This is a genomic window from Rhodococcus rhodnii NBRC 100604 (assembly GCF_001894925.1).
In the GTDB taxonomy this organism is placed as follows: Bacteria; Actinomycetota; Actinomycetes; order Mycobacteriales; family Mycobacteriaceae; genus Rhodococcus_F; species Rhodococcus_F rhodnii.
The window spans coordinates 57,706-74,176 of the sequence record NZ_BCXD01000019.1 but is presented as its reverse complement, the minus strand read 5'-3'; the positions used below and the strand labels follow the sequence as shown (position 1 = coordinate 74,176).

Genomic DNA, 16,471 nt, shown 5'->3' with positions numbered 1-16,471 from the left:
GACGGCTATCCGCGCTGCCAGATCCGGAGGCACCGGCCCATGATCCGGAACGGCAGCCCCCGCGCCTCCGTCCGGTCGACCGTGCCGGCGAGATGCACGCCCAGTTCCGGACACGTGAACAGCCACGTGCCCGTCGACCCGGAATGACCGACGAGGGTGACCGGCCCACCACGCGGCAACGTGAACCGGTTCACCGTGAACAGCATCGTGCCGAGTCCGTAACGAAGGACGGGAGCGTTGCGGAGCCGATTGCTCCGCTCCGTCGGCAGGTGCCGTGTGGCCGGATCGGTGAAGAGCGTCCCGGCGCGCAGTGCCCGCTCGAAGACGAGGAGGTCGGCCGTCGTGCTGAAGAGGTCGTGGCTGGAGGCGAGGGTGCCGGTCACGTCGACCCGGCGCCGTCCCACGTGGAGCGGAAGTGGTGCGGCGAGGTTCGCTGATGCGGGCCTCGCCGCGGGATGCCAGGTGGAGTCGAGCCCGAGCGGCGTCGTGATGCGGTCGGCGATCAGATCGGGAAATGCTGTGCCCGTGACTGTTTCGAGAATGCAGATGAGCAGGACGAAGCCGGTGTCGGAGTAGCGCGCTCGTTGTGTGCGTGCCGCGAGGTCCTGCGGATCGAAATGCGGCCGCTGGGCGCGGTTGTGGGTGAGGACGTCGTCGAACGTCCACGCGGTGTCGACGCCCGCCCGAAGCCGTCGCTGGATGCTCCGTCTGCCGCCGTGGTCGAAGAAGTCCGGGAGGCCCGAGGTGTGGCTCGCCAGGTGGCGCACGGTGATCGACGACGTTCGGTCGACTCCGCCACGTACGTGAAGTCCGGCGGTGACCGAGGACGGCAGGTAGGTGACGGCGGGTGCGTCCAGGTGCAGTTCGCCGCGTTCGTGTGCCTGCAGCAGCAAGGTGACGATGAAGCGCTTGGTGACGGAGGCGATGAAGAACGGAGTCTCCGGACTCGGCGGCGGTTCGGTGCCGGCGGGTCCCGCTCCACCCGACCAGTGGCGGCGGTCGTCGGCGCTGGCCACGGCGAGGACGACGTGGTGCAGGGTGCGCTGAGTGCTCAGACGTGTGACGAGGTCGGTGAGCCGAGCGTCCACGTCGTCGCTCACGGCGTTGCCGGGCGAGATGTGGATCGTCGGGCGAGTTCGGATCGATGTGGTCATCGCGCCACCTCCGACAATATGTCTACTAGACATGTCTATGAGGGTCAACGGTCGCGGTAGGCTCGGCCGATGGCGTACGTGATCCTGGGTCTGTTGCTGCTCGCTCCGCAGAGTCAGTACGACCTCGTCAAGAACTTCGAGGCGGGTGTCGCCCTGCTCTACAGCGCCAGTGCGGGCAGTATCAGGCGGGCCCTCGACGTGCTGCTCGACAAGGGCTGGATCGAGGTCGCGAGCGTCGAACCGGGCGGGCGTGGCCGGAAGGTCTACCGCACCACCGAGGCGGGCCGGACGGAGTTCGAGCGCTGGATGACCGGCGATCTCGGCGGACCGGACCTCGAGGCGGCGGCGCTGCCGCGGCTGTTCTTCCTCGGCCTGCTCGCCGACACCGACCGTGAACCGGTGCTGCGCCGGATCCAGCAGCGCGCCGAGGCCGATCTGGCCGCGCTCGAGGCCCAGCGGAAGCGACTAGACGCGCTGGAACTCCCCGACGGATTCGCCGACGTCGTCGCCTACCAGCGCGCGACGCTCGAGTACGGAATCGCGATGGGACGCCATGCGAGGGAGTGGTTCACCGACCTCGCGAATCACGGTGGTGCACCGGGCGCGCGGAGCTGATCCGCCTGGCCGCAGCGGCCGGCGGACGCGGCTCGCGGACGCGAGTGGCCGATCGGCGAGAGGGTCGAGGTCGCCGCACACCTCTATGATCGCCGGGGGAACTTCAGGGGAGGCAGGACTCGATGCCGGCGACGCGTGGACGCTCGTCTCTACGGACGATGGCGCTGACCATCGTCGCATCGGCGTGCGTGGGACTCCCGCTCCTCGTCCTCCCCGTCGCGTTCGCGGAGCCGGCCACCGAGACACGCGGACACCATTCCTGCGGGCACCATCACCACCGGCACGGACCGGACTGCGGTGAACGTCCGACTCGGACCCGCACGACGACACCGGACGTCACGACCCTCACGTCCACGGCCCTGCCGACGAGTGCGCCGGAAACATCCTCGAACTCGACGACTCCCGAGCCCACGACTCCTCCCTCGACGACAACCACCTCGACGACAACCACCTCGACGACGACAACCACCTCGACGCGACCGACCTCGGCGGCGCAGTCGACCAGCTCCGAGCCGGTCACGTCGACGTCGACCGGGATGCCGCCCGCACCGTGGACGAGTCCCGAGACCGAGGCCCCACAGACCGGGACCCCACAGACCGAGACCCCACAGACCGGGACCCCACAGACCGAGACCACTCGGCCGGTGACGCGGCCGTCGTCGAGAACGAGGACGACCGCGGCACCGGTCGCCCCGGGGGCGCCGAACGCGGGCCCACCGGCGAGACCGGGTGCCGCGGCCGAGCCAGCTCCGCCTGCTGCGGGGCCCGTCGTCGTGCCGATGCCGGTGCCGCTCGCTCCGGTCCCGGCACCGCCTGGGGCCGTTGCTCCCGCCGAGTCGTCGGGCGGCAGCGCGGGTTCGGGTGGAGCAGTGGACAACGCCGATGCCGCGCCCCCTCCGCTCGCTGCCCCCGCGCCTGCCGAGCCCGGTGCGCCCGGTGAGCCCGAAGTCGACGACGGCGCCGCCGTGACGGCGCAGCAGCCCGCGCCCACGTCCGCCGCGACGGAGTGGAATCCGGTCGTCGTGTCCGCCACGACGCTGTCGGTGCTCGCCGCCGCGGCAGGCGCCGGCGCGCTGACGTTCCGTGGTGCGCGTGCGCAGCAGGCTCGGATCGCCGCTGCGCGCGCCGAGTTCCTCGGTGGCGGCGGTGGTGCGCGATGACGCGCAGCAGGTCCTTGCGGCGGGTGTCGACAGCCGTAGACGCCGTCGCCGACGTCGCAGCCGAGGCGGAGGCCGTCGAGATCGCCGATGCGGTGGCGGCATTCGCGCAGGCGCGGGGCCGGTCGATCGTGATCGAGTGGTCACCTCGACTCGCGGGTGCCGTGTGTGGTCAGCGACGGGAGTACGACGACCGCGACGTGATCGCGCTCGCTCCGGGGCTCCCCGATCCGGAACGCACGCTCGCGCACGAACTCGGTCACATCGTCTTCGGCCATCGCGGGGTGCAGGCACGTGACGCGCTGCTCGAGGTGAGCGACGACCTCATCGCCTACATGCTGAACGAGCGTCGGCTCGAGGCCGGCGATTCGGCGGACGACGAGGCCGCCGTCGACGAGTGGGAGGCGGAGACCTTCGCGTCGCTGTTCCTCGCCCGCGTCAAGACGATGCGGGGCCGCGGCCACACGGTGTCGGTCCTGCGTTACGACGAGGCTCTCGGCCGATGACGGCGTGGGTGATCACGGTGTTCTGCGCGCTCGCGGCGGGAGCACGAGTCGGGCGAGTGCTGGTACGCGGCGCGACCCCGCTGCGGATGGCGTTGCTCGTCGCGGTCGCGTTCCTCACGCTCGCGAGCGTCGTGTGGGTGCCGCCGGTCGGCGCAGCACTCCGCGCCCTGGCACCCGGCACCGATCTGCGGTGGACGCTCGCGGTCGGTGCGACGACGCTCGGGGTCGTGTCGGGCACGGTCGGTGCGGTGTCGTCGTCCTCGCGAGTCTCGCGGCGCTGGATGCGTCCGATCGCGCTGGCCGCGACGACGGCGACGGTGCTCGTGCTGGCGGCGTCCGTGGTGTCGGGCAGCGAACGTCCCGCTGCCGTCGTCACCGCCGCAGCGGGGCTCGTCATCGTCGCGATGACCGTCCGCTACGTCGCATGGACCCCGCTCGGCCGGGGTGTCGCGGCGCTCACACTCGGTGCGCTCGTCCTCGTCGTCGCGGCGGTGGGCGTTGCGGCGACGGGTGCGGACGCCGGGTGGCCGGTGGGTGTCGCGGGTGCGGGAGCCGTGCTCGTCGCGACGGGGACGATGTGGGTTCCCGTCGAGCTGTGGGTACGGGCACGCCTCACGCTGCGCCGTGTCCGCGGGCTCCGGCGAGATCTGGTCGCGCGCTTCCCCGAGGTGTCGACGATACGCCCCGGCGGTCGCACGACGACCGTCCTCGACGCGCAGGACGCCGTCGCGCAGATCGTGGACGCCCTCTACATCCAGGCCGGCGCGGGCCTGTTCCCGACGGGCCGGGTGCCCCTGCCGGACGGAACCGCCGATCGGGTTGCGGCGCTCGTCGAGTGGATCGACGATCCGCACGGCTCCGCGGTCCTGGACACCGAGTGGATCGCGCCGCCGGACGGCATGTCCGCGCGCCGTTGGGTGCTCACGATCGCGTCCGCATACGACGACCGCCACCGCCGCGAGAGCACGGCAGTGGCGGTCGGATAGAGCGGGCGGGCGCTCGGCTCAGCGAGACGCGTCGGGCGGGACCGCGGGTAGTCCTTCGCTGACGCGGAGCTTCTCGGCCATCGCGGTGAGGAGGCTCTGCGACTCCTCCGAGAGGTCGAACGCACGGCTCGACAGCTTGCGCAGGCCGTAGCCCTGCAGCTGGGCGAGGAGATCGAGGTCGTTGTCGACCTTCGCCGCGTAGATGTCGTTGAAGAAGTACTCGGGCTTGACCTTGAAGAACCGCGCGAAGGCGGCGACGGTCTCGTCCGACGGGTTGGTGCGCTGTCCGGAGCGGAGCTGCGAGATGTAGGGCTTCGAGATCTGGTGCCCGTCGGCGATGAGCGCGGCCGCGACCTCGGCGTTCGTGTGAGGCTTCCGGCCCGGGGGATGGACGGTTTCGAACAGTCTGTTCAACCGCGCTGCGAAGTCTGCCATCGTGGCCGCGTGATCCTCTCCGGGTTCGGACGTCAGGTCGTGTGTGTCGTCATGGCCGGGACGATTCGGTATCGATGCGCATCACACAGCACCGACGGGTTGCCCGTCGGTAACTCCCCAGACCGATGCTAATTCGTGATCTTGTCGCTTGCAATGTTATCCATGAATAACCCACTTTTGCGAGTCGGGTCTGCGCTCAGTGGTCACCGCAGGTCAACTCGTGTCCGCGGACATGGCTTCGCCAGCGGTTCACGGTCACGATACGGCGACGACCGGACTGTGACAGCGGGACGATTCACGCGAACGGTCGCGCGGCCACTTGCGCATCGTCTAGTTACCTGTTATTAACTACGCGCGAAGCGGGCTGCCCGGAATCTTGTGGCCTCGGCAGGCGCCCGTGAACGGCCCTCGGCGCCGTCGCCGCACGCCCTCCCGGGGTGGCGCGGCGCACGGATCCACGTCACACTTGTGACATGAAACACACCATGAGTGATGCCGAACTCCGCAAGGCGATCGCCGTCATGCAGGACCGCGTTCGCCACGCGCGGGGTCGCGGCGAGAACGAGACGGTCGACACGATCGAGCACACCCTGCTGGAGTTGCGCACCGAGCTCGCGGCCCGGCCCTGACCGCACCGCCGTCACCACCGACGTCGGCAGCGCGGCGCACCGCCGTGTGGTAGACCCGTGCGCAACGGGTGAACCGAACGAGACCTCGACCGGGGGGAACCAGTGGCCGCCGCAGCGTTGGACGGTAGACGATGCTTCATCACGGGCGCTGCGAGCGGGATCGGCCGTGCCACGGCTCTCGCCGCCGCACAGGCAGGCGCGGAGCTGCTGCTCACCGACCGCGACGAGGCCGGCCTGGCGCAGACCGCCGAACTCGCGGCCGCGCGCGGCGGGACCGTCAGCGCGACGCGAGCACTCGACATCACCGACTACGACGCCGTCCGAGAGTTCGCCGACGACATCCACGAGCAGTTCGGGAGCGTCGACATCGTGATGAACATCGCGGGCGTCTCGGCGTGGGGCACGGTCGAGAATCTCGAACATCGCCACTGGAAGGCGATGGTCGACGTCAACCTCATGGGCCCGATCCACGTCATCGAGAGTTTCGTGCCGCGCATGGTCGACGCGGGCCGCGGCGGCCACCTCGTCAACGTCTCCTCGGCGGCCGGCCTGCTCGCGCTGCCCTGGCACGCCGCCTACAGCGCCGGGAAGTTCGGCCTGCGCGGTCTCTCGGAGGTACTCCGTTTCGATCTCCAGCGGCACGGCATCGGGGTGAGCGTCGTCGTTCCCGGTGCCGTCAAGACGCCGTTGGTCGGGACGGTCGAGATCGCGGGCGTCGACCGCGACGATCCACGCGTGCGGAAGATGGTCGCACTGTTCGAGGGGCGCGCCGCGTCACCGGAGAAGGTCGCGGATCGCATCCTCGAGGGCATCGCCAAGAACCGCTTCCTCGTCTACAGCTCGTTCGACGTCCGGTTCGGCTACTGGTGGAAGCGCAAGTTCGCGTTCCCGTACGAGTTCGTGATGCGCAAGGCCAACGCGAAGTTCAGTTCTTTTCTGTGACCGCCGTGTCGCGGGCGCGTGCGACGAGGACGTAGGCGCCTCCGACGAACACGGCCCCGCCGATCACGTTGCCCAGCGTGACGGGGACGAGGTTGTGGACGAATCCGCCCCACGTGACGTCGCCGCCCGCGCCGTCGAACAGCGCCATCGTGAGCATCGACATGTTGGCGACGCTGTGTTCCATGCCCGCGGCGACGAACACGAGGATGAGGCCGAAGACGAAGACGAGCTTCGCCGCGTCGCCCTTCGCGCGCAGTGACGTCCAGATCGCGAGGCACACGAGCCAGTTGCACACGATCCCGCGGAGGAACAGTTCGAGGACGGGATCGTTCATCTTGTCCGACGCCAGCGACGCCAGATACTCGTCGGATCCGCCGACCGACAGGACGCCCGACCACACGACGAGCGCAGCGAGCGCCAGCGATCCGGCGAGGTTTCCCAGATAGCTCCAGAACCAGATGGCGGCGGTGTCGCGCCAGCGGACACGGCGTCGGAGCGCGGCGACGGTGAAGATCAGGTTGTTACCGGTGAAGAGCTCGGAGCCGGCCCACAGGACCACGGCGAGCGCGATCCCGAACACGGCGCCCGTCGCGGGAATCAGGAACGGCGAGTCGGCTCGGTCGAGCGGGCCGCCGACGGACGCGAGCGCGATCGACCCGATGCCGACGTACGCGCCGGCGAGCACGGCGCCCAGCAGGTAGGCCGGGAGCGATGCTCGCAACAGGCCGCGCTTCGACTCGGCCTGATCACCGAGATCGTCGAGTGTGTCGTCGTACACGCGCTCCATCCTGACCGACGTGTCACCGCCACGCCGGGTTTCGGGTGCGGTGAGTCAGAGCAGCCCGGTCACAGCGTCGATCCGAGGTCGGCACGGGCGTCGCGCTCACGCAGTGCGGCGACGAACGACTCGCGAACCTCGGCGACGGCATCGTCGAGGTTCGCGGTCGTCCACGTGTCGGCCGGGACGGGATCGAGCACCTCGACGTCGACCGTCCCGGCGTGCGCGACGAGGGAGTTGCGCCACATCAGGTCGCCCGCGCCGTGGATGACGATCGGCACGATCGGGACACCCGCCTGCCGCGCGAGATGGAAGGCGCCCTTCTTGAAAGGCCCCAACTGCGGTGTGGGCGAGCGGGTTCCCTCGGGTGCGATCGCGATCGAGATCCCGGAGCGGAGCTTGTCGACGGCGGGACGCAGGCCGTCCCGCGCGGCGCGGCCGCCGGAGCGGTCGACGTACGCGACGTCGAACAACGCACCGACGGCGGCGAACCGCGGATCGCGGGCCGCCTCCTTCTTCGCGATCCCGGTGACGTCGGTGCGCAGGACGGCGCCGAGCACGAGCAGGTCCAGCGAACTCTGGTGGTTGAACACGAATACGGCGGGCCGTGCGGCGTCGGCCTTCTCGGCGCCGCGCACGCGCACCCGCACACCCGCGAGCGTGAGGGCGAGATCGGGTGCCACGGTGGCGACGAGGTTCGCGACGGTGCGGCGGTCGTCGGCGGCGACCGCGGCTCCGAGACCCACCCCCGCGGCACCGACGAGGGCGCCGAGCGCCGCCGCGGTCCGGGCGACCGGAATCGGTGACACTCCGCGCTTCGGCGGCGCGAGATCGGCCGTCGCCCACCCGCGGGAGCGAGCGACACCGCGCAGTCCGTCGTCCGGGTTGAGCGCGACGGGATTGCCCACTTCCTCCAGCAGCGGCACGTCCTCGGCGCCGTTGCTGTACGCGTACGACGCGCCGGCGTCCGCGCCCCGGCGGCGCAGATACTCGCCGATCGCACGGGCCTTCGCCGGTCCCCACAGCGGGGGAGCCGCGAGCCGACCCGTGAGCGCGTCGTCCCGGACTTCCGGGAAGGTGCAGACGAGCGCGTCGAACCCGAGATCCTCGGCGACGTCTCGCGCCTGGTACTCGGTTGCGGACGTCGCCATGACGAGATGATGACCCGCGCGCCGGTGCGCCTCGACGAGGCGTCTGATGCCGGGAAAGATCATGGCGGCGAACCGTTCCCGGAACAGCCTGCTGCCCCACTCGCGCAGGTCGTCGTGACGCCGCCCGGCGAGCCCGGCGACGGCGCCGTTCATCAGGCCGTGCACGTCGGAGCCGAGGAGCCCCATCTGTGCCGCCCTGGCCCCGGTTCGGACGAGCTCTCGAAACCCGATGTCGCGATGGAGGATTCGGTCTCGATACACCTCGAGTGCGGAGTAGCCGTCGATGACGGTGCCGTCGTAGTCGAAGATCGCGACGACGTCGGGTCCCTGCTGCGCCGTGTGGACGTCGCGCACGAGGCGCGTGAGCGCACTGCCGTCGGTCATCGGCCATCCTCCTCGACGAGATCCAGTCGGCCGTGCGCGAGATCGCGAATCCGCACGACTCTCGCCACGTGCGCGTGCATCTCGCGTGCGAACGCGGTGCGGCGGTCGGCGAGATCCGCGTCGTCGCCACCGAGCAGGCCGCGGTTGTCCGCCAACTGCAGTGCGGTGGAGAACAGTTCGGTGGAGATCGACTCGCGGCTGCCGATCTGCTGGCGGAGCCGCGACATCTCGGCGGCGTCGAGGCATCGGCGTACGAACGCCGCCCGATCGACCTCGCCGCCGACCGGTTCGCGAGCGAGTTCGTCCGCGACCACCGCGTACGCGTCGAGATACGGCTGCAGGACGCGGTGTGCGAGGTACGGCGACATCGCGTCGAGCATCTCGAGCCCGCGGCTCGTCTCGCCCGCGTGCTTCTCCCAGTCGGGATCGATCGCGTCGAGTTCGACGCGCAGGTCCGCGGCGAACGACGCCTTGTCGCCGAAGAAGAACTCGTACTTGAGGACGTCGCGCAGCCGCAGTGCCTCCGCCCAGCCCGCGGCGATGGGATCCTCGCTACGGCCTGCGGCGGCCGCTTCGACCACCATCTCGGCGATCGCACGCGTCACGAAGAAGTGAATGCTGTTGTTGCGGTGGAACGCCGCGACGAGATGCTGGCCCGGCGCGAGGTGGAAGACCGGCTCGGAGCCACGGTCGAACGTCCGGAGCACGCCCGCGTCGAGGTGCGTGCGCAGCGCGTCGGTGACGACCGCCGGATCCCGCAGATCCACGCCACCCGCCGTCGGGAGGCCACGTCTGCGGATGTATTTGACGAGCGGACGGAGGATCGACTCGAGTTCGCGTGCGGTGAGCGCGCGATCCTCGATGCCGAGGAACGCGTACATCACGAGCGAGGCGGGCGTGATCGGCGTGACGGCGTTGATGCGATGCGACACCTCGAACGCCGTCTTCTGCACCGCGAGCCTGCGGTCGTCCTCCCGCCCCAGATACTCGCGGAACGACAGCGGCCTGCCGAACGTCACGTGGGCGACGCCGTGCCGTTTCCCCTGTGCGCGAACGTATCCGACGAGCCATCGGAAACCCTCGGGTGTCTTCGGGGCGCCGTGGGCCTCGTCGGCCATCGCGCCGACCTCGTGCAGCTGGTCGTACGTGATGGACACCGGAACGAGATACGCGTCCGGGGAGTCGGGCGAGGCGTCGTCCAGTGCGGCGGAGAGATAGCGCAGCAGCCCGAAGCGCGGCGGGCGCAGCTTGCCGGTGCGGCTGCGGCCACCCTCGATGTACCACTCCAGGTTGAAGCGCTTCGCGACGAGATAGTGCATGTACTCCGTCAACGCCCACTTGTAGACGTCGTCGTCGCCGATGCGCCGCCGGATGAACACGGTGCCGCTGCGCTTGCTGATCGGCCCGATCGGCCAGAACCCCACGTTGAGCCCGCCCATCACGTGATTGAGTGGCAGGCCGTGGGTCGTGAGCGCGGGGCGCAGCACCAGCGGATCGAGGTACGAGCGGTGACTCGGGAGGAACACGAGCGAATGCCGTGAACCCAGCTCGCGGATCTCGTCGAGATTCGTGGTGTCGACGTCGAGCCGGTACGCGCGAGCGAAGTAGCGGCCGAGCCTGCTCCACACGACGGTCGCGCGCCGGCTCTGCGTCGCGATCATCTCCTCGAGCGCCGCGACGGCGTGCTCGCGCACGTCCGAGCGGGTGCGGCCGAGTTCGCGCGCGAGGCGCAGCGCACCGTCGCGGAAGCGCTTCGAGCCGGTGATCTCCTCGACGACGAACCGCGACACCTTGAACTCCGAGCCGAGGATCGCGCGTTCGCTGCGTTCGAGCGCGAGATGGGCGCGCCGGACGATGAACGTCGCGAGCGACGTTCCGTCGCAGTCGTCGTGGCGTTCGCGCAGGACGTCGAGGGTGGCGGGTTCGCCGGCGATGATCCGGCAGCTGCTCGGGTTCGTGCGGCGCGCCTTCTTCTGCCGCCGCCTGCCGACCCGCAGCGGATCTCCGAGCAGCGCGCGCAGATCACCCGACGTGTCGACGACGGGATCGGAGACCCACACGGCACGCACCGGGGTGAGCAGCGGGTCGTCGGTCCGCAGTGCGAGCGTCTCGAGATCGGTGGACGTCGTGCGGACGACCTCGACGCCGTCGCCGTTGCTTCGTGCCCGGAGCCATTCCTCGAAGACCTCTGCTTCGACGGGCGTCATGTCGTCGGCGAGGAAGACGGTCGGGCGGGTACCCGGTCGAGGCGAACTCGGCCGCAACGGAGTTTCGTACACGAGGGCCTCCTCGGTGTCGTCCGGCTCGGTACCGGGCTCGATGCCGTCGCGGCGCTCCGTAGGGTTCGGGGACGCCGTGCGCTTCGTCGGAGTCACCACACTACTGTGATCCACATCTCACAGCACGTGGGGTGGTGGGTGGCGTCGCGTCTCGCTCGCCTCGTCGCGCCCGCGTCGTAGGGTGCCGACGTGGCACTCGACGACTCGATCGGCATCTCCCGCGCGCTGCTGCGCGACCTCGATCCCGTGACGCTCTACCGGATCATGGCGCTGCGCACGGACGTCTTCGTGCACGAACAGCGCATCGTCGACGAGCGGGAACTCGACGACCGCGATCTCGAGACCACGACCACGCTGTACTGGGCCGACGATCGCGACGGCCGGGTGCTCGCAACGCTCCGCGTGCTGCGCGACGATCCCGCCGCCGCACACCTGGGCCGCGTCGCCACCGCGAGGGATGCGCGGGGGAGGGGCGTCGCCGCCGCGCTGATCCGTGCTGCGCTCGCCGACGTCGCCGGTCCCGTCGAGATCAGCGCGCAGGCGTACCTCGAGGGCTGGTACCGCAGGTTCGGCTTCGAGACGACCGGACCCGGCTACGTCGAGGCCGGAATCGACCACATCCCGATGCGCCACGACGGAGAGCGCGCGCCGGCGGATCGGTAGTTCTACCGTGGACGGATGAACGCGGTCGGAGAAGAACGTCCCCTCGGTGTCGACTCTGCCCCCGGTGCCGTCTCCCCGGCTCTCGGTGTCGATTCGGAGGTCGGGACGCTGCGGACGGTGATTCTCCATCGTCCGGGCGACGAGTTGCGCAGGCTCACGCCCCGCAACCTCGATCAGTTGCTGTTCGACGGGCTGCCGTGGGTCGACCGCGCGCAGGCCGAGCACGACGCGTTCGCCGACCTCCTACGCGGCCGCGGGATCGAGGTGCTGCTGCTGGCCGACCTGCTCACCGAGGCGTTCACCGTGAGCGGCGCCGCGCGGATGCAGGGGATCGGGGCGGCCGTCGACGAGCGCCGGACGGGCTCCGGGCTCGCGCGCGACCTCGCCGCGCATCTGCGCACGCTCCCCGCGGCCGAACTCGCGCACGTCCTCACGTCGGGGATGACGTTCGACGAGTTGCCGCCGGATGCCGCTTCGCCGTCGCTCGTGCGGCGCATGCACCACGGAGCCGACTTCGTGATCGACCCACTGCCGAATCTGATGTTCACGCGCGACTCCTCGGTGTGGATCGGGCATCGTGTCGCGATCACGTCGCTCGCGATGCGTGCCCGGGTGCGCGAGGCGTCCGTCACCGACCTGATCTACGCGCACCACCCGCGGTTCCACGGGGTGCGACGCGCGTACGAGTCACGGACCGCGCCCGTCGAGGGCGGCGACGTCCTGCTGCTCGCGCCCGGCGTCCTCGCGATCGGAGTGGGCGAACGGACCACCCCGGCCGGTGCGGAAGCGCTCGCGCGCAGCGTCTTCGACGACGAACTCGCCCACACCGTGCTCGTCGTGCCGATTGCGCAGCAGCGGGCGACGATGCACCTCGACACCGTCTGCACGATGGTCGACACCGACGCCGTCGTCATGTACCCGGCTGCGCGAGACCAACTGACGGCGTTCACCATTCGTCGTACCGACGGGGGAGGGGTCGGTATCGACGGTGGCGCACCCTTCCTCGACGCCGCCGCCGACGCGATGGGCATCGGCAAGCTGCGCGTGATCGACACGGGACTCGACGACGTCGTCGCCGAACGCGAACAGTGGGACGACGGAAACAACACTCTAGCACTCGAACCCGGCGTCGTGGTCGCGTACGAGCGCAACGTCGAGACCAACGCGCGCCTCGAGGACGCGGGGATCGAAGTCCTGCGGATCCGTGGCTCCGAACTCGGATCGGGCCGCGGCGGGCCACGCTGCATGTCGTGCCCCGTCGCACGCGACCCGGTTCGCCCCGCGGAGGAGCACCCCGCTCGGCAGTGACGTCCTCGCCCCTGCCGCATCGCGCGCCGATCAGTGTTGGGGCAGCAGTTGCCCGCGCGCGAGGTCCTGGTAGAAGTCGTCGGTCGCCATGAGTTCGGCGTGGGTGCCGACGGCACGCACGCCCCCGCCTTCCAGAACCATGATCCGGTCTGCCGACACGACGGTGGACAACCGGTGGGCGACGACGATCGTCGTCGCGTGCGCGGTCGCGTCGTCGAAGGCTTCGTGAACGGCCGACTCGTTGAGCGAGTCCAGTTGCGAGGTCGCCTCGTCCAGGAGGACGAGTCCGGGACGGCGCAGCAACAGCCGCGCAGCCGCCACCCGCTGCCGCTCGCCGCCCGACAGCTGCGAACCACGCTCTCCCACAGGGCTGTTCAACCCCTCGCCGAGACCCGCGATCACCTCGTCCAGCCGGACCGCGCGAACCACGCGCAGGAGTTCGCGCTCGGAGACCTCACGGCGAATCCCGTAGACCAGGTTCTCGCGGAGCGTGCCGTCGAGCACGGGCGCACCCTGCTCGACGTACCCGATGCGGGCGCGAAGCCGGTCCAGCGGGATCGTCGCGATGTCCCGGCCGTCGAGCAGGACGCGTCCGGACGTGGGCGTGTAGAAGCGTTCGAGCAGGTTCAGGACGGTCGTCTTGCCCACTCCGGAAGGCCCGACGACGGCCGTCCTGCTGCCGGGAGAGATCCGGAACGACACGTTTTTCAGTACGGGCTCGCCCGTCCGGTAGGCAAAGGTGACCTGATCGAACTCCACCTCGGGCGGCGTCTGCGGTGTGTCCTCGGCCGCCGACCCCTGGTGCCGGGATGCGCGCGGCGGGGTGGGGGCGGGCGTGTTCACCGTCGTGACGTCGGGGAACTCGGTCTCCATGTCGTCGGCCTCGGCGATCCGGGCGAGCGCAGCGAATGCCTTCTGCAGCTGCGTCACCGCGACGGTGATCACCAGGATCGGGGAGGCGAGATACATGACGTACAGGAGGAAGGCGATCAGGTCGGCGGCAGGCAGGGCGCCGCTGGCCACGCGATAGCCGCCGACCCCCATGACGGCGAGGAAGGAGAGTTCCAGTGCGACACCGGTTCCTACGCCCACGAGCGTGTCGAGTCTCGCGGTTCGGATGCCGGCGGCGTACGCGTTCTCGGCATGGGAGCCGATCAGGTCCGCCTCGGTGTCCTGCATTCCGCCGGCCTTGACGGTGCGCACGGCTCCGAGGGCCCGTTCGAGGGCCGAGGTCATCAGTCCGACGTGGTCCTGTGCCGAGTGGGTCGCATCCTTGATCCGTGCCAGAGCCGGGGCGACGACCAGCATCACCGCCAGCATCACCCCGAGGACGACGACGAGGAGAATCCAGTCGAGATACGCCATGAGGCCGATCGCGCCGATCACCGTCACGATTCCCGGCACGGCATCGAGGACGCCGGCCGTGAGCACCGAACGCAGCAGCGTCGTGTCCGAGCCCGCCTTGGAGAGCAGGTCGCCGGTCTGCCTGCGGTCGTACTCCTGCACCCTGAGGTGGAGCAGTCGGCGAACGAGACGCAGGCGCAGGCCCAGAACGATGCGTTCGCCTGCCCGCTCGAGCAGGAACATCTGCGCGCCGGACATGACCGATCCCGCCACGAGGAGGGCGATCAGAACCGACAGCGGCGCGAGGAAGCCGGTTCCCGCGGCGACGGCATCGAGAATGACGCGGGCCGCCATCGGCTGCGCGAGGGCCCCGAAGGATCCCGCCAGGCCGAGAAGAAGCCCGACGGCGACGACCTTGCGGTGGGGCCGGACCAGTTCCACCAGCGCCCTGACTCCGGACCCTCGGTCCGTTGTTCCACGGCCCTCGATGCTGTTCGATGCCGTGATGCCGTTCGATCTCTCGATGCTGTTCGTCGTCACGACGCTCCCCACCCCGTTCGCTCCCCGTCGCCGACTCTGTCATACGGGAAGCGTCCCCCGCTAGACATGTACGCCGCTTTCTTCGGAACCGAATTACGTTATATGCAATGCGAATTCGGGTTCGATGGCGGTGGCGTGGACGACCCGTGTCGGACGTGGCGGGGTGCAGAGTTCGACATGGGGTGCAGAACCTGCGGGAGTGAGAAAAACTCGACCACGATCGTCGAAACCTCTTGTTTCGAACGTGTTGGCGAAGTAGATTTGTCGCATGGGGTCGGGGGATTCACAGACAGCACGCGGGGAGCCGTGGCAGCTCGGTGATGCCGAGTTGCGTGGCGAGGTGCTCGATGTGTACGCGGAGATCGCCCGTCTGCAGGCGCGGAGTATCGCGCTCATGGGTGAGGTGGTCGAGCGCGGCATCGCCGGCGAAGACGGGTTCCGGGATGCGGGGTCGTGGCTGGCGGCGCGGACGATGCTCGAGGTTCATAAGGCGCGGCGGGTCGTCAATCTCGCGGTGAGCCTGCGGTCGCAGCCCGAGATCGCTGCTGCTGTTGCCGAACAACGGGTCTCGCCGACACACGCCCAGATGATCTGCGACTTCTTCGAGACGCCGCCGTCGCTGCTTGCAGCGCTGGCCGAGGCCGACACCGACGAGTACGAGACGGTTGCGGCGTTCTGCCGCGATGCGCTGTTGGCGGCGGCGGTTCCCGGTCCCGGAACCACGACCGCGTCGGTGCGGCGCGCAAAGGAACGCCTCGAGGTCCGCCTGGACGCCGAAAGTGATGGTCCGCCGACGCGCGAACGCGACAACCTCAACCACCTATCGGTGTCGCACACGCTGCATGGCCGTGTGGTGGTGCACGGGAACTTCGATGCCCTCTCGGGTGAGGTGCTGTTGACGGCGTTGTCAAAGCTGTCGGCACCGCAGCCTGCCGAGGACGGAACACCCGACCGCAGGTCGCCGCGGAAACGGCGGGCGGATGCGTTGGTCGAGGTGTGCCGCAGGTTCCTCGATTCCGGTGCCGCCGGCATGGAGGCGGGTGAGAAGCCGCACGTGACTGTGTTGGTGAATCAGCGTGACCTCGAACGTCGCGCGGATACAGCCGCCGAGCGAAGGAGCGTGTCGATCACGGCGCTGCTCGATGGGATCGGTCTGCCGTGGAGGCCGTGGGGCGCCACGCTCACTCCGGAGACGGCGCGTGCGGTGGCGTGCGATGCGCAGGTCACGCCGATCGTCGTGGACGACAACGGTGTTCCGCTGAGCATGGGCCGCACCACACGGCTCGTCACTCCGGCGCAGCGTCGGGCCTTGACTGTCCGGGACCGGGGGTGTGCGTTTCCGAACTGCCCGGTCCCGTCGTTGTGGTGCGAGGCGCATCACGTCACGCATTGGGCGGACGGCGGTGGGACGGATCTCGACAACATGGTGCTGCTCTGCGGCGCCCACCATCGCCATGTTCACCACAGCGAGTGGACGATCACGTCGACACCGAGGGGAAGACCGACCTTCACACCACCGGGCGTCGACCCACCCGGTGCACAGCGGCATCACACAGGCGCGACCGTCGTCGCATGACCGCTCGGCGGTGGCGCGGTGCCG

16 protein-coding genes are annotated in these 16,471 nt (G+C 69.8%); 9 read left to right on the top strand and 7 right to left on the bottom strand.

All coding sequences use genetic code 11. The features are described 5' to 3' along the window. Positions 1–5: 5 nt before the first annotated feature. Complete coding sequence (locus tag RR1_RS14955; RefSeq protein WP_010837093.1) at positions 6–1,154, bottom strand: serine hydrolase domain-containing protein; 1,149 nt, start codon at positions 1,152–1,154, stop codon at positions 6–8. Between the two features lie 69 nt (positions 1,155–1,223). On the opposite strand from RR1_RS14955, the gene RR1_RS14950 reads away from it, so the two are divergent. After that, on the top strand, positions 1,224–1,769 hold the full coding sequence (locus tag RR1_RS14950) for a PadR family transcriptional regulator (RefSeq protein WP_010837092.1): 546 nt from the start codon (positions 1,224–1,226) through the stop codon (positions 1,767–1,769). Positions 1,770–2,040: 271 nt separating this feature from the next. Here the strand turns inward: RR1_RS14950 and RR1_RS14945 are convergent, their stop codons facing one another. Beyond that, on the bottom strand, positions 2,041–2,646 hold the full coding sequence (locus RR1_RS14945; RefSeq protein WP_010837091.1) for a hypothetical protein: 606 nt from the start codon (positions 2,644–2,646) through the stop codon (positions 2,041–2,043). Between RR1_RS14945 and RR1_RS14940 the strand changes: the two genes are divergently transcribed. From RR1_RS14940 to RR1_RS14930, 3 genes are read left to right on the top strand one after another with little or no spacing between them, the layout of a single operon-like run. After that, positions 2,639–2,929 (top strand): hypothetical protein, encoded by a 291-nt coding sequence (locus RR1_RS14940; protein ID WP_010837090.1) that lies wholly within the window; start codon positions 2,639–2,641, stop codon positions 2,927–2,929. The two genes, RR1_RS14945 and RR1_RS14940, sit on opposite strands and share 8 nt — an antisense overlap. After that, positions 2,926–3,432 carry an ImmA/IrrE family metallo-endopeptidase gene (locus tag RR1_RS14935; protein ID WP_040772351.1) on the top strand — a complete coding sequence of 169 codons (507 nt, stop codon included), beginning with the start codon at positions 2,926–2,928 and terminating at the stop codon, positions 3,430–3,432. The genes RR1_RS14940 and RR1_RS14935 overlap by 4 nt, the downstream gene beginning before the upstream one ends. Beyond that, positions 3,429–4,418 carry a hypothetical protein gene (locus tag RR1_RS14930; RefSeq protein ID WP_010837088.1) on the top strand — a complete coding sequence of 330 codons (990 nt, stop codon included), beginning with the start codon at positions 3,429–3,431 and terminating at the stop codon, positions 4,416–4,418. Before RR1_RS14935 ends, RR1_RS14930 begins: the two co-directional genes overlap by 4 nt. A gap of 18 nt (positions 4,419–4,436) precedes the next feature. Here the strand turns inward: RR1_RS14930 and RR1_RS14925 are convergent, their stop codons facing one another. Further along, complete coding sequence (locus tag RR1_RS14925; RefSeq protein WP_010837087.1) at positions 4,437–4,853, bottom strand: helix-turn-helix domain-containing protein; 417 nt, start codon at positions 4,851–4,853, stop codon at positions 4,437–4,439. Positions 4,854–5,326: 473 nt separating this feature from the next. Between RR1_RS14925 and RR1_RS22340 the strand changes: the two genes are divergently transcribed. Together RR1_RS22340 and RR1_RS14920 are read left to right on the top strand one after the other, a co-directional pair. Continuing rightward, a complete protein-coding gene (locus RR1_RS22340; protein ID WP_010837086.1) occupies positions 5,327–5,482 on the top strand; it encodes a hypothetical protein in 156 nt (51 codons plus the stop codon). 102 nt (positions 5,483–5,584) lie between these two features. Then, positions 5,585–6,424 (top strand): SDR family oxidoreductase, encoded by an 840-nt coding sequence (locus RR1_RS14920; protein ID WP_010837085.1) that lies wholly within the window; start codon positions 5,585–5,587, stop codon positions 6,422–6,424. On the opposite strand, the gene RR1_RS14915 is transcribed toward RR1_RS14920, so the two are convergent. From RR1_RS14915 to RR1_RS14905, 3 genes are read right to left on the bottom strand one after another with little or no spacing between them, the layout of a single operon-like run. Beyond that, entirely contained in the window at positions 6,408–7,211 is an 804-nt protein-coding gene (locus RR1_RS14915; protein ID WP_010837084.1) for a formate/nitrite transporter family protein, read from the bottom strand. The genes RR1_RS14920 and RR1_RS14915 overlap by 17 nt on opposite strands. A 59-nt stretch (positions 7,212–7,270) precedes the next feature. Then, positions 7,271–8,737, bottom strand: coding sequence for an HAD-IB family hydrolase (locus RR1_RS14910; protein WP_010837083.1), 1,467 nt, complete (start codon positions 8,735–8,737; stop codon positions 7,271–7,273). Next, the gene (locus RR1_RS14905) at positions 8,734–11,016 is read right to left on the bottom strand and encodes a glycerol-3-phosphate 1-O-acyltransferase (protein WP_371836789.1); all 2,283 of its coding nucleotides are present in this window, start codon (positions 11,014–11,016) and stop codon (positions 8,734–8,736) included. The genes RR1_RS14910 and RR1_RS14905 overlap by 4 nt, the downstream gene beginning before the upstream one ends. A gap of 264 nt (positions 11,017–11,280) precedes the next feature. On the opposite strand from RR1_RS14905, the gene RR1_RS14900 reads away from it, so the two are divergent. Together RR1_RS14900 and arcA are read left to right on the top strand one after the other, a co-directional pair. Continuing rightward, positions 11,281–11,679: a GNAT family N-acetyltransferase gene (locus tag RR1_RS14900; RefSeq protein WP_051111065.1), complete on the top strand. Its 399-nt coding sequence runs from the start codon at positions 11,281–11,283 to the stop codon at positions 11,677–11,679. A gap of 15 nt (positions 11,680–11,694) precedes the next feature. Next, positions 11,695–12,987 carry an arginine deiminase gene (gene arcA, locus RR1_RS14895; protein WP_010837080.1) on the top strand — a complete coding sequence of 431 codons (1,293 nt, stop codon included), beginning with the start codon at positions 11,695–11,697 and terminating at the stop codon, positions 12,985–12,987. 30 nt (positions 12,988–13,017) lie between these two features. On the opposite strand, the gene RR1_RS14890 is transcribed toward arcA, so the two are convergent. Then, positions 13,018–14,772, bottom strand: a complete 1,755-nt coding sequence (locus tag RR1_RS14890) for an ABC transporter ATP-binding protein (RefSeq protein ID WP_010837079.1) — start codon at positions 14,770–14,772, stop codon at positions 13,018–13,020. 367 nt (positions 14,773–15,139) lie between these two features. Between RR1_RS14890 and RR1_RS14885 the strand changes: the two genes are divergently transcribed. After that, complete coding sequence (locus tag RR1_RS14885; RefSeq protein WP_010837076.1) at positions 15,140–16,447, top strand: HNH endonuclease signature motif containing protein; 1,308 nt, start codon at positions 15,140–15,142, stop codon at positions 16,445–16,447. Positions 16,448–16,471: the final 24 nt, after the last annotated feature.

What these genes read in the sequence shown, in the direction of transcription:
- RR1_RS14955 (WP_010837093.1), bottom strand. Translation starts at nt 1,154, where the DNA reads ATGACCACATCGATCCGAACTCGCCCGACGATCCACATCTCGCCCGGC.
- RR1_RS14950 (WP_010837092.1), top strand. Translation starts at nt 1,224, where the DNA reads ATGGCGTACGTGATCCTGGGTCTGTTGCTGCTCGCTCCGCAGAGTCAG.
- RR1_RS14935 (WP_040772351.1), top strand. Translation starts at nt 2,926, where the DNA reads ATGACGCGCAGCAGGTCCTTGCGGCGGGTGTCGACAGCCGTAGACGCC.
- RR1_RS14930 (WP_010837088.1), top strand. Translation starts at nt 3,429, where the DNA reads ATGACGGCGTGGGTGATCACGGTGTTCTGCGCGCTCGCGGCGGGAGCA.
- RR1_RS14925 (WP_010837087.1), bottom strand. Translation starts at nt 4,853, where the DNA reads ATGGCAGACTTCGCAGCGCGGTTGAACAGACTGTTCGAAACCGTCCAT.
- RR1_RS22340 (WP_010837086.1), top strand. Translation starts at nt 5,327, where the DNA reads ATGAAACACACCATGAGTGATGCCGAACTCCGCAAGGCGATCGCCGTC.
- RR1_RS14915 (WP_010837084.1), bottom strand. Translation starts at nt 7,211, where the DNA reads ATGGAGCGCGTGTACGACGACACACTCGACGATCTCGGTGATCAGGCC.
- RR1_RS14910 (WP_010837083.1), bottom strand. Translation starts at nt 8,737, where the DNA reads ATGACCGACGGCAGTGCGCTCACGCGCCTCGTGCGCGACGTCCACACG.
- RR1_RS14900 (WP_051111065.1), top strand. Translation starts at nt 11,281, where the DNA reads ATGGCGCTGCGCACGGACGTCTTCGTGCACGAACAGCGCATCGTCGAC.
- arcA (WP_010837080.1), top strand. Translation starts at nt 11,695, where the DNA reads ATGAACGCGGTCGGAGAAGAACGTCCCCTCGGTGTCGACTCTGCCCCC.
- RR1_RS14885 (WP_010837076.1), top strand. Translation starts at nt 15,140, where the DNA reads ATGGGGTCGGGGGATTCACAGACAGCACGCGGGGAGCCGTGGCAGCTC.